The organism is Streptomyces sp. NPDC053755 (genome assembly GCF_040677675.1).
Classification (GTDB): domain Bacteria; phylum Actinomycetota; class Actinomycetes; order Streptomycetales; family Streptomycetaceae; genus Streptomyces.
Map to the genome: position 1 here is coordinate 1 of NZ_JBFASK010000009.1, position 11348 is coordinate 11348.

Consider the following 11348-nt stretch of genomic DNA (forward strand, 5'->3'; position numbering starts at 1 on the left):
GGTCCCAGGCCACGCGTGGCCTGGGACCCGCCCGGAACGGCGCCGATCAGAGCCGGCCGAGGATCCCGCGCAGCTGCTCCACCTCGGCGGACTGGGTGCGGACGACGTCGTCGGCGAGCTTCCTGGCCGTGCTGTTGCGGCCGTTCTTCTGCTCGGCCTTCGCCATCTCGACCGCACCCTCGTGGTGGGCGATCATCAGTTCGGCGAACCTCCTGTCGAAGGCCTTGCCCCGGGCGGCCGCGAGGTCCTTCATGTCCTGCTCGGACACCATCCCTGACATCCCGTGGCCGTTCCGTCCGTCGTGCCCGTCGTGGCCGGCGGACTCGGGCTCGCCCCACCCGGCGAGCCAGGACCTCATCTTCCGGATCTCGGGGCCCTGGGCCTTCTCGATCTCGGCGACAAGCCTCCTGATCTCGGCGTCCTGGGCCCGCCCGCGAGCCAGCCCGGCCATCTCCAGGGCCTGCTCGTGGTGCGGGATCATCATCCGGGCGAACATCACGTCGGCGTCGTCGAACGCGCCGGGTGCGGTGTCGGACCCGGGGGCGGTGGCGGTGGCGGACGCGGAGGGCTTGCCCCCGTGGTCCGGCCCGTGACCGGACCCGTCCGCCGACGTGTCGCCGGAGCCGCAGGCGGAGAGCAGGAGCCCGGCGGTGGTCACGGCGCCGGCGACGGCGAGCTTCCGGGCGGTGGGGTTCGTGAAGGCACGCATGTGTCACACCTCGTGTGCTGTGGGTGCGGCGTACGCTCGTGCGTACGCGCGGAAAGGGCTGAAGGGCGCGTCCGCGGGCGCATTAGGCACCCGCGGGGGCGGATCAGGCCTATATCCGCAGGACGGACAGCTGTGCGAGGTCGGGAGGCCGGGGCGGCGGGGCGTTCGGGCCCAGGCCGGCCCGGAGGCGGGCGAGGAGCGCGGCCGGCCGGTCGCGGCGACGGCCGAGCGCCGCCCGCACGAGCCCCGCGATCAGCCAGGCGCCGAGGACGGCCACACAGAGCGTGGTCATGTCCATCGCCAGTCCGGAGTCGTGTGACGGGGCGGGCGACCCGGTCTCCGCGGGGGCCTCTCGGCCCGCCGCGCCTGTCACGCCGTCAGGTGCGCGGACTCCGGCGGCGGCGGAGACATGAACCGTGCCGGTCGCGTCGCCCGCGGGCGCGCCGTGGGACGTGCCGGTCGCGTCGCCCGCGGAGGCGCCGTCGGGGTGCCCCACCGTGTGCATCACGAACACGCCGAGCGCGAGCAGGACGACGAGCAGCAGGTGCGCCACGGCGCCACCCACTCGCCGTCCCTCACGTCCCAGCCGGTGCGCGCCCACGATCCGAACCTCCCGACCCGACCCTACCCAAGGCCGTCGGACACCTGGCCGAGGGCCCCGCCCGCACCCCTGTCCGACTACTCCGCGACGTCCCCGGACATCGCGGCGGCGAGCCGGAGATGGGGAGCCGCCTCCGCGGGCCGCCCCTGGCGCTCCAGCGTGCGTCCGAGCATCAGGCGGGCGTAGTGCTCCACCGGGTCCCGGTCCAGCACGGCGCGGAGTTCGGTCTCGGCCCGCGAGAGCTGCGCCGAGTGGTAGTAGGCACGCGCCAGCAGCAGGCGCTGGGCCGTCTGCCCGGGGTGCTCGGCGACCAGGCCGCGCAGGATGCGGGCGGCCGTGAGGTACTCCTTCGCCTCGAAGAACAGCCGGGCGCGGTCCCAGCGCTCGCCGGCCGTCCCGAACTCGTAGTAGGTCTCGCTCACTTCGTTCCCTTCGCCGGCCCCCCGCTCTGTCACCCTGGGGGAGGTGTCTCCGTCAACACCTCCACATGGTTGAACATTCCACTACTATTGTCGCGTGGGCGTGCGCGCGCCGTGCCCGGACAGGAATAGGTTGAGCGCCATGAGCAATCTTGATCGACAGGCCGCGCTGAACGTCTGCGGCGGCCGCGGCTTCGTCGTCGCCGAGCCGGTACGGGAACTCCTCAGCCCCCGCCACGTCCAGCTCGGCGAGTCCACCGAGGTCCGCCGGCTGCTCCCCAACCTCGGCCGCCGCATGGTGGGGGCGTGGGCCTTCGTCGACCACTACGGCCCGGACGACATCGCGGACGAGCCCGGCATGCAGGTGCCGCCGCATCCGCACATGGGACTGCAGACGGTGAGCTGGCTGCACGAGGGAGAGGTGCTGCACCGCGACAGCACGGGCAGCCTCCAGACGGTCCGGCCGCGTGAGCTGGGCCTGATGACCTCCGGCCGGGCCATCTCCCACTCGGAGGAGAGCCCCCGCCCCCACGCCCGCCTCCTGCACGGCGCCCAGCTCTGGGTCGCCCTCCCCGACGCCCACCGGCACGTCGACCCGCACTTCCAGCACCACGCGACGCTGCCGCAGGTCACCGCCCCCGGCGTCACGGCCACCGTGATCCTCGGCGCGCTCGACGGCGCCGAGTCCCCCGGCACCGTCTACAGCCCCCTCGTCGGCGCGGACCTGGCCCTGGAGGCGGGCGCGGAGGCCCGCCTCCCCCTCGAACCGGACTTCGAGTACGCGGTCCTCTCGATGTCGGGCGAGGCCCACGTCGACGGCGTCCCGGTCCTTCCGGGCTCCATGCTCTACCTCGGCTGCGGCCGCACGGAACTGCCCCTGCGCGCCTCCTCCGACGCGGGCCTGATGCTCCTGGGCGGTGAGCCGTTCGAGGAGGAGATCGTCATGTGGTGGAACTTCATCGGCCGCTCCCACGAGGAGATCGAGGCGGCCCGCACGGACTGGATGACGAGCACCCGCTTCGGCGAGGTCCACGGCTACGACGGCGGCCGCCTGCCCGCCCCTGAGCTACCGCCGGTGGCGCTCAAGCCGCGGGGAAGGGTGCGCTGAACCCCGCCGAGCCTGGTCGCGAAGGCCTCGGCCTCCTCGGCGTCGGTGTGGCGGCTGGTGCGGTGGGTGCCGTACCAGTCCAGACAGAGGACGGTGGCGTCGTCCTGCAGGTGCCCCCGGCAGGCCTCGCGGACGGCGGTGACCAGCGCCCGTACGGTCTCGCGGGGATGGAAATCGCCGCTGTCCCGCACGAGCGCGGCGAGGTCCACCTCGGCCGCGGTGCGCTCCTGCATGCCGTCGGTCAGCATGATCAGCCGGTCACCCGGGCGCAGGTCCACCTCCTGCACCCGGTAGTCGACCGGAGAGGCGACACCGAAGGGCAGGTTGGCGAAGATCGGCAGCTCTTCCACGACGCCGTCCCGTAGCCGCAGCGGCCGTGGATGGCCGGCGTTGACCAGCTGCGCGCTCCCGTCGTCGAGACGGATGCGCAGCAACTGGCCGGTGGCGATCCCCCGGTCGTGGTGGAGCAGCGCCCGATGCGCGCGCCGGGCCTGCTCCGCGATGTCGCAGCCGACGCGTCTCGCTCCGCGCAACGCGCCGAGCAGCAGCGTCGCCAGGAGCGCCGACTCGGTGTCGTGCCCCATCGCGTCCGTGATGGACACGTGCAGGGTGTCCCGGTCGAGGGCGTAGTCGTAGGTGTCGCCACCGATGTCGTCGGCCGGTACGAGCCCTCCGGCGACGGCGAACTGCGCGGCCTCGCAGCAGGCCGCGGACGGCAGCAGCTGGTGCTGGATCTCGGCGGCCAGGCTGGTGGGCGTGGTGCGCCGGCCACAGTGGTAGAGATCGGTGAACCGCCGGTCGGTGACGATGATGTACGCCAGCGCGTGTGCCGCCTCGCTCACCTGACGCAGCACCGCCTCGTCGGCGCTCGGCAGCGTCATCTCCAGCACGCCGACGCAGTCGCCACGGTTGGTGACGGGCGAGATCACCCGGTGGTCTTCGTCCCCGTCCGGTTCCACGTGCAGACGCTGGGACCGCAGCACCTTCTCGTACACGCTGCCGCGCAGGCCGATGCGCGACTCCCCGTGCCCGCTCTCCGCCCCGTCGACGGTGGTGAGCCGTACGAGTTCCTCGCCGATCAGGTCGAGGAACAGGAACGACACGCAGGTCGCTCCGAACCGCTTCTGCAGGTTTCGCGCCACGACATCGACGGACTCCACCGGCGAGGCGTCCTCCGCCTCGGCCAGAACGTCTCCCAGCCCCCACACGTCACCGTCCACGGCAACCTCCCTAAGTCGCCGCTTCTTATGCCCCCGAAGCCCTCGTTCTCACGCCGCCGTCGCCGGGTGCGAGATCGCTTACACCGGAACGGTGAGGCGGCGGGGCGCACGTCCGAGCGCCCGTCCGGGCATCGGTCATCCGTACGCGGGGTCCGGGATCGGTCGCCTCGCGGGCACCCCGGGGACGGCCCCGCGGCTCACGGGCCGCCCCGCCGGGAACCCCCGGAACGACGGCCGCCGGTCACCGCGAGGACGCTGCCGGCGACGGCGATCACACCGATGGCCAGGGCGATGCTGACTCCGCCCTCGGTGTCCCAGTACACGTCCTCCAGGCTGATCAGCAAAGCCGCCTCGTCGACGACCAGAGCAAGCCCCACTCCGTAGGCGAGCCCCATCCAGGCGCGCGCCCGGGCCGAGCGGTCGGCCAGGGAGGCCGCTCCCACGCCCGCGAGAAGCAGGATTCCCCAGACGTAGTGGTGGAGGTGGACGCCGCCGGCCTCGACATCGCCGAATCCGGCCATGTCGATGTGGATCAGCCAGGTGAGCAGACGCATCCCGCCGAAGGTGAGGGCGAAGCCCCACCAGGCGAGGACGAACCCGCGGCGCTCGGGCGAGATGCCCGGCAGCAGGCGCAGCCAGGGGGAGGGCCGGCCGGGGGACCGGTCGGCCGAGGGGCCGGGCTTCTCCGGCGTCTCCGGTGCGGTCACGGCCCTTCCCCTCGCGTGCGGCAGCCCCTGGGGCGTGGCCGGTCCTCGCCTGTGCCGCGACGCCCCGCACGCACGATCGCGCCGCAGTCGGTCGCCGCGGCCGCGCCATGTCTGCGTCCTCCGCCTCGCGATCGCACCCACCGGCCACCGCAGCCCCCGCCCTCGGGACGGACGCCGACACCTTCCGGACACTCCTCGGGGGCGGCAGGGCCGGCGGGCGCGTGGCGCGCCGCGGTCGTGGAACCCGCGCGAGGTGGTGGGTCGCACGCCCGGGGGGAGGCGCCGCTGCGGGTGGTCGTCGATCGCATCCGACCACCATCCCCCCTCAGTGGCCCGCTGTCCGGGAACGCCGTGGCCTCGGACGGACGCTCGGCCGCCCCCACGACACTTTCGGGTGACAGAGGCCGACGGCTCGTCACAGTGCGTGACGGGCGGGAAGAGTAGGGGCGGCCTCAGTCCGCGACAGAACGGAGATCCGTCATGCCTCCCACCCCCGCCCTCGGCCGTGTCCTGCTCGGCGCCGCAGCCGCGTCGGCCTTCCTGCTGACGGCGGCGGTGCCGGCCCACGCCGAGCCCGCCGAACGGTTCCTTCCGGTGACCAACCCGTCGTTCACGCAGCCGCAGCTCGGCAGCGGATACCAGAACGTGTCGACGGGCTTCAACACCATCCCCGGCTGGACCGTGACCTCGGGCTCGGTGGACGTGGAGTCCGCGGAGTGGGCGAAGACCGGCTCGCCGTCCCAGGCCGTCAGCCTCAACGGCACCGGCATCGGCGGGATCTCCCAGGCGGTGCCGACCACCCCCGGTCGCGTGGTGACCGTCACCTTCCGGTACGGCACCGAGACGTGGTCGGGCTGCGAGAAGTCCCGGAACCTGCGCTTCGCGGTCTCCGGCGCGGGCCCTGACTCCGAGCGCCTCTTCAACGCCGGTGCCCCCGACGGCGTCCGCGCCGACTGGCGGACGGCGACCTACGCCTTCACCGCGCGGTCCCGCGTCTCACACCTCCGGTTCGACTCCGTGACCGAGGGCCACTGCGGCGCCGTCATCACGGACGTCACCGTGGAGGAGTAGGAGCACGAGGGGAAGGAGGAGCAGGGGGAGAGGGAGCGGCGGGGCGGGCGCTGCGGAACGTGCGCCGGTAGGCGTCCGGCGGGACACCGAGCGTGCGGTGGAAGTGGCGGCGCAGAGTGGTCGCGGTGCCCATGCCGGTCGCCGTCGCGATCGTGTCCACACTGTCGTCGGTCGTCTCCAGAAGCTCCTGGGCACGGTGGATCCGCTGGGTGGACAGCCAGCGCAGGGGAGTCGTCCCGGTGACGGCGTGGAAGTGGCGCGCGAGGTTGCGCGAGCTCATGCTCGCCCGACGGGCCAGGTCCTCCACCGTCAGCGGCCGGTCGAGCCGCGCCAACGCCCAGGCGAACAGCGCGTCGAGGGAGTGGTCCCGGGGCTCCGGCACCGGCGTGGCGACGAACTGCGCCTGGCCGCCCGCCCGGTGGGGCGGTACGACGAGGCGGCGCGCGACGGCGTTGGCGACCGCGGCGCCGTGATCGAGCCGGACCAGGTGCAGACACAGGTCCATCGCCGCCGCCTTGCCCGCGGAGGTCAGGACCCGGCCGTCGTCGACGTACAGCACGTCGGGGTCGACCCGGACGCGCGGGTGGCGGGCGGCCAGCGCCGCGGCGTGCCACCAGTGCGTCGTGGCCCGCCGTCCGTCCAGCAGCCCGGCGGCGGCCAGCACGAACGCGCCCGTGCACAGGGACGCCACCCGCGCACCGGCGTCGTGCGCGGCGCGTACGGCCTCCACCAGATCGGCGGGCGGTTCCACGGCGGGGTCCGCGCACGCGGGGACGATCACGGTGTCGGCGCGGACGAGCCCGTCGAGCCCCTCGTCGGGTGCGAGCCGGAAGCGGTCGCCGACGCCCACGGAGGCGGGACCGCAGACCGTGAAGTCGTACCAGGGGTCGACGAGGTCGGACCGGTCGACGCCGAAGACGTCGCAGGCGGCGGCGAGTTCGAAGTGCGGGACACCCTCGGTGACGGCCAGCGCGACCCTGACACTGCTCATGTCCGAAAGTGTACGGGCCGTGGCACTACCGCCACTCACGGAGGCGCGCACCGGGCGGACAGGATGGCCGCATGAACGCATCACCGGCAAGACGAGACTCCCACTCCACTCCTCCGGACCGCACGGTCGTGGTCTACGGCGCCTACGGGCACACGGGGCGCTTCGTGTTGGCGGAGCTGCTGGCACGGGACTGGACCCCCGTCCTCTCCGGCCGCGACGCAGGCCGGCTCCGGGAGCTCGCGGCGGAGCACCACGGCCTCGACGTACGGCCGGCGGCGGTCGACGACCCGGCCTCGCTCGACCGCGCCCTGTCGGGCGCGGTGGCCGTCGTCAACTGCGCCGGGCCGTTCGCCCTGACGGCCGCCCCGGTGATCGAGGCGGCGCTGCGCGCCGGGATTCCGTACGTGGACGTCGCGGCGGAGCTGGAGGCCGTGGCGGACACGTTCGCGCGCTTCGGGGACCGTGCCCGTGAGGCGGGGACGGTGGTCGTCCCGGCGATGGCGTTCTACGGCGGCCTCGGCGACCTCCTGGTCTCCGCGGCCCTGGGCGACCGGGCGGAGGCGGACGAGGTGGTGACCGCCTACGCACTGAGCAGCTGGCACCCCACCGCCGGCACGCGAGCGGCGGGCCGGGTCTCGCGCGAGCGCCGGAACGGCCGCCGCCGCCTCCACACGAACGGGAGCCTGGAGTACCGCACCGGCGAACCGCCCCTGTCCCGCTGGTCGTTTCCCGAGCCGGTCGGGGACCGGGACGTGGTGGGCGAGTTCACCATGGCGGACAGCGTCACCGTCCCGCGGCACGTGCGCATCCCGGAGATGCGGACGTTCATGAGCGCCGAGGCGGTCAAGGACCTGGCGTCCCCGGACACGCCGCCCCCGGCGGCCGTCGACGAGCGCGGACGTTCCGACCAGAGGTTCCTCGTCGAGGTCGTCGTCCGCTTCGACGGCCAGGAGCGGCGGGCCGTGGCCCGGGGCCGGGACATCTACGCGATCAGCGCGCCGCTGGCCGTGGAGGCGGTGGCGCGGATCCTCGACGGCCGGACCTCCGACGGCGAGAGGACGGACGGCGGCTCGGGCGGGCCGGTACGCTCCCGGCCGGCCGGTGTCGTGCCGGCGGGCGCGCTCTTCGACGCGGCCGACTTCCTCTCCTCGCTCGAGGACGGCGCGGGCGACGGGCCGGGCGGCTTCGCGTGGTCGCTGACCGCCCCTCCCGAGCGCTCCTGAGGCGCCCCCGGCCCCCGCCGGGGGGCCGGAAGTCCTCCGTCAGCCCTCGGCGCGGCCGGCGTGCCGGGCCCACAGGACCAGCGGAACCTGGAGCGGAAGCCTGCCGTAGGCGAGGGCCCTGGCGCGCGGCGAGCGGTTCCGCCAGTCGTACGCCATCTTGACGTTCGCGGGGAACACCCCGGCGAAGAACACCGCGGTGGCGCGGGCGCTCGCCCGGCGCGTCGCGGGGACCACGAGGCCGGCGGCCAGCGCCAGCTCCACCACGCCGCTGGCCTGGGTCCAGACCCGCGGGCTGCCGGGAAGGGTCCGCGGCACCGTGGCGTCGAACTGCCTCGGGGCGACGAAATGGGCCACGCCCGCGGAGGCCAGCAGGCCGGCGAGCAGGAGGGCGGAGCGGGCGGGACGGAACGATCGGGGCATCGGATTCCTCCGGGGAAGAGCGGACCGGCTACGGCGTCGACGCGGACGTTACCAGCCGGTAAGAAGCCTCGCCGGTATACGGCTTCGCCCGGAGGGGGCCCCGGCTCACGGGAGCCCCGGCCCCACGGCCCGCGCGCACGGGAGGCGCGGGGCGAGGGAGGCGGTTGCCGGCGGGACGTGATGTCAGGACACGCCGCGGGTGCGGAACTGGACGCTGATCCGGGGGCCGACCGCGCGGCTCGACTTGGGGATCGCGTGTTCCCAGGTCCGCTGGCAGGACCCGCCCATCACCACCAGGTCGCCGTGGCCCAGCGCCAGGCGCAGGGCCGCCGCGCCGCCGCCTCGCGGGCGCAGCGCCAGGTCGCGGGGATCGCCCACGGAGAGGATGGCCACCATCGTGTCCCGCGTGGCGGAGCGGCCGGTGCGGTCGCCGTGCCACGCCACGCTGTCACGGCCGTCGCGGTAGAGGCAGAGCCCGGCCGTGACGAACGGCTCGTCCAGCTCGGGGGCGTAGTGCGCGGACAGGGCGGACCGGGCCTCGTCGAGCAGCGGGTGCGGCAGCGCCTCGCCCTCCCGGTAGAAGGCGAGGAGACGGGGCACGTCGACCTCCCGCTCGTACATCTGCCGCCGCTCGGCCTTCCACGGGACCCCGGCGGCCAGCTCCTCGAAGAGGGCGTCCGCCCCCGTCAGCCAGCCGGGGAGCACGTCGATCCAGGCCCCGCTCCCCAGCTCGCGTCGCCGTACGCCGTGCAGCGGACCGAGCCGCATGTCGTCGCCCTGGTCGAACAGCGAGGCCTGGAGATGTGCGTGCATTCCTCAAGACTATCCAATAAAACGAACAAGTGAGCGAATCGCGGGTTCGTGCTCCGGCCGCCGCGGCGAGGCGGGGCCCTCGGCCCGGCGTGCCCGGTCCCTGCGCGCGTCCGCCGGAACGTCCCGTTCCGCCGCCTGATCCCCTGGCCTCGGACCGGCATGACGCTGATCCGTCAGCATGATTCTCGGACGGACGGCGCGGAAGACGGCGTTTCGGTGTCCGGTGAGGGCCCCGACGTGCCACACTCCAGACACGAGCCCCTGTGTCTCCCCCCGTCATACGGGCTCGTCGGCCCCACCGGTCACCCCCCCCGGCCTGGTGGGGCCCCTTACGTTCCGGGCCGGGTCCCGTGCCGCGACACGCAGGAGACCCCGCCGCGACGGGGGGGTACGCGGCGGGGCCTGCCAGGCGGGTGCCCCGGATCGGGTGGCCCATTCCTCGCACGCCGGAATTTCCTCGGCTTCCCGGTCCGGCCCCCGGCCACGGGTGTCAGCGCGCGAACGCGGTCGGCGGCGCGCCCACCGTCGCGGTGAAGTCGCGGACGAGATGTGCCTGGTCGCTGTAGCCCAGCTCGGCGGCGAGAGCGGCCCAGTCCACGGCCCGGTCGGCCGCGCCGGCCGCACGCTCAAGGGCTTCGTGGATGCGGTAGCGCAGGACCACCCACTTCGGGCTCACCCCGACGTACGCGGAGAACAGCCGCTGCACGGAACGGACGGACAGACCCTCGGAGCGGGCGAGCGCGCCGACCCGCCGCACGGTGCGGTCCTGCCGGATCCGGTCCGCCAGCGCCATGGCGGCCTCGGCCCGGGGGTCCGGCTCCGGGCCCAGGGCGAGCAGGCACGCGTCCAGGGCGGCGACCCGCGCGTCCTCCCGCTCCGGGCCGAGGACGGCCTCGACGTCCCGTGCCGTCTCCCGCCCGAAGACCTCGGCCGGCGGCACCTGCCGGCCCGTCCAGTGCGACACCGGCCGGGCGGGCGCGAAGACCCGGAAAGCGCCCGGCCGGAACTGCACCCCGCACACCCGGCCGGTCCCCGCCAGCTCACGCGTGAACAGCTCCCGGCCGACACCGGACACCAGGGCGCCGGCCGCGCGGTCGTCGTCGCGCTGGAAGACGAGATTGACCGACGGGTGCGGCACCACCCGCGTCACGTACGGCGTGTCCAGTGCCCAGTCGACGAGCCAGTAGTGCTCCACGTACGGCCGCAGCGGCACGGCGGGCTCGCGACGGCGGAAACGTACCTGCGACAGCAGCCCGGAGGCGTCCATGATGCCCCGGGTGTCGCGCCGCGGTCCTGCCATGGAGGCGATCCTATGTCGCGTTTCTTCAAGCCGGGGCCCACGGCGCGCTCCTACGGTGCCGCCATGACGAACACCGCTCACCAGGTACCCGGCCCACACCCCCTCGCACCGCCGCCCGCTCCGCCGGGGGTGGGTGCCCTCCTCGCCGCCGCCGCCCGCGCCGCCGTCCCCGTGGTGGGCGGCCTGCGGGACGACGGGCTCGGCGCCCCCACGCCCTGCGACTGGTTCACCGTCCGCGAGCTGCTCAACCACCTCTTCCAGGTCGTCGTCAACTTCCAGGCCCTGGCGGCCAAGGAGACCCCGGACTTCTCCGCCACCCCGGACTACGTCGGCACGTTCGGACCCGACTGGCGTGAGCGCTTCGCGGACGAGACCGCCCGCCTGGTCCTGGCCTGGTCGGCGCCCGGCGCCGAGGAGGGCACCAGCGGCGCGCTGGGCCTCCCGGCCCGGACGGTGGGCGGCCTGGCGCTGATCGACCTGACCGTGCACGCCTGGGACCTCGCCCGGGCGAGCGGGCAGAGCTTCACGCCGGACGGAGAGTGCGTGCGCGAACTCCTCTCACTGGTACGGGAGATGGCGCCCATGGCCCGGCAGCGGGGCGTCTTCGGCGAGCCCTGTCCGATCGCGCCGGGCGCCTCCGGCTTCGAGACCCTGCTCGCCCTGACCGGCCGCGACCCGGGTGCCTTCGCGGAGCCTCGTCCCTGACCGCTGCGGCCCGGAAGCCTTTCCGGAGCCTCGTCCGTGACCGGCCGCGGCCCGGAAGCCT

Annotated in this window: 13 protein-coding genes; 4 read left to right on the top strand and 9 right to left on the bottom strand. The window is 74.4% G+C overall.

The window, feature by feature from the left end:
• Positions 1-46: 46 nt before the first annotated feature.
• The 3 genes from AB0K65_RS11675 to AB0K65_RS11685 form a co-directional block, all read right to left on the bottom strand.
• On the bottom strand, positions 47-709 hold the full coding sequence (locus AB0K65_RS11675) for a DUF305 domain-containing protein (protein WP_365715616.1): 663 nt from the start codon (positions 707-709) through the stop codon (positions 47-49).
• 109 nt (positions 710-818) lie between these two features.
• The gene (locus AB0K65_RS11680; protein WP_365715617.1) at positions 819-1274 is read right to left on the bottom strand and encodes a hypothetical protein; all 456 of its coding nucleotides are present in this window, start codon (positions 1272-1274) and stop codon (positions 819-821) included.
• Positions 1275-1387: 113 nt separating this feature from the next.
• Entirely contained in the window at positions 1388-1732 is a 345-nt protein-coding gene (locus AB0K65_RS11685) for a tetratricopeptide repeat protein (RefSeq protein ID WP_365715618.1), read from the bottom strand.
• Between the two features lie 139 nt (positions 1733-1871).
• Between AB0K65_RS11685 and AB0K65_RS11690 the strand changes: the two genes are divergently transcribed.
• Positions 1872-2837 carry a pirin family protein gene (locus tag AB0K65_RS11690; RefSeq protein ID WP_365715619.1) on the top strand — a complete coding sequence of 322 codons (966 nt, stop codon included), beginning with the start codon at positions 1872-1874 and terminating at the stop codon, positions 2835-2837.
• On the opposite strand, the gene AB0K65_RS11695 is transcribed toward AB0K65_RS11690, so the two are convergent.
• Both AB0K65_RS11695 and AB0K65_RS11700 read right to left on the bottom strand, forming a co-directional pair.
• Positions 2765-4057: a PP2C family protein-serine/threonine phosphatase gene (locus AB0K65_RS11695; RefSeq protein ID WP_365715620.1), complete on the bottom strand. Its 1293-nt coding sequence runs from the start codon at positions 4055-4057 to the stop codon at positions 2765-2767. The genes AB0K65_RS11690 and AB0K65_RS11695 overlap by 73 nt on opposite strands.
• 197 nt (positions 4058-4254) lie before the next feature.
• Positions 4255-4764: a hypothetical protein gene (locus AB0K65_RS11700; protein WP_365715621.1), complete on the bottom strand. Its 510-nt coding sequence runs from the start codon at positions 4762-4764 to the stop codon at positions 4255-4257.
• 480 nt (positions 4765-5244) lie between these two features.
• Between AB0K65_RS11700 and AB0K65_RS11705 the strand changes: the two genes are divergently transcribed.
• The gene (locus AB0K65_RS11705) at positions 5245-5835 is read left to right on the top strand and encodes a DUF642 domain-containing protein (RefSeq protein WP_365715622.1); all 591 of its coding nucleotides are present in this window, start codon (positions 5245-5247) and stop codon (positions 5833-5835) included.
• On the opposite strand, the gene AB0K65_RS11710 is transcribed toward AB0K65_RS11705, so the two are convergent.
• On the bottom strand, positions 5819-6826 hold the full coding sequence (locus AB0K65_RS11710; protein ID WP_365715623.1) for a helix-turn-helix domain-containing protein: 1008 nt from the start codon (positions 6824-6826) through the stop codon (positions 5819-5821). The genes AB0K65_RS11705 and AB0K65_RS11710 overlap by 17 nt on opposite strands.
• A gap of 71 nt (positions 6827-6897) precedes the next feature.
• On the opposite strand from AB0K65_RS11710, the gene AB0K65_RS11715 reads away from it, so the two are divergent.
• Positions 6898-8049, top strand: coding sequence for a saccharopine dehydrogenase NADP-binding domain-containing protein (locus tag AB0K65_RS11715; protein ID WP_365715624.1), 1152 nt, complete (start codon positions 6898-6900; stop codon positions 8047-8049).
• A 39-nt stretch (positions 8050-8088) separates the two neighbouring features.
• On the opposite strand, the gene AB0K65_RS11720 is transcribed toward AB0K65_RS11715, so the two are convergent.
• From AB0K65_RS11720 to AB0K65_RS11730, 3 genes are all read right to left on the bottom strand, one after another.
• Positions 8089-8469, bottom strand: a complete 381-nt coding sequence (locus AB0K65_RS11720; RefSeq protein ID WP_365715625.1) for a DoxX family protein — start codon at positions 8467-8469, stop codon at positions 8089-8091.
• Between the two features lie 183 nt (positions 8470-8652).
• Entirely contained in the window at positions 8653-9282 is a 630-nt protein-coding gene (locus tag AB0K65_RS11725; protein ID WP_365715626.1) for an alpha-ketoglutarate-dependent dioxygenase AlkB, read from the bottom strand.
• A gap of 490 nt (positions 9283-9772) precedes the next feature.
• Positions 9773-10582, bottom strand: a complete 810-nt coding sequence (locus AB0K65_RS11730; protein ID WP_365715627.1) for a helix-turn-helix domain-containing protein — start codon at positions 10580-10582, stop codon at positions 9773-9775.
• Between the two features lie 63 nt (positions 10583-10645).
• Between AB0K65_RS11730 and AB0K65_RS11735 the strand changes: the two genes are divergently transcribed.
• Positions 10646-11287, top strand: coding sequence for a TIGR03086 family metal-binding protein (locus tag AB0K65_RS11735; protein WP_365715628.1), 642 nt, complete (start codon positions 10646-10648; stop codon positions 11285-11287).
• The last annotated feature ends 61 nt before the right edge of the window (positions 11288-11348 follow it).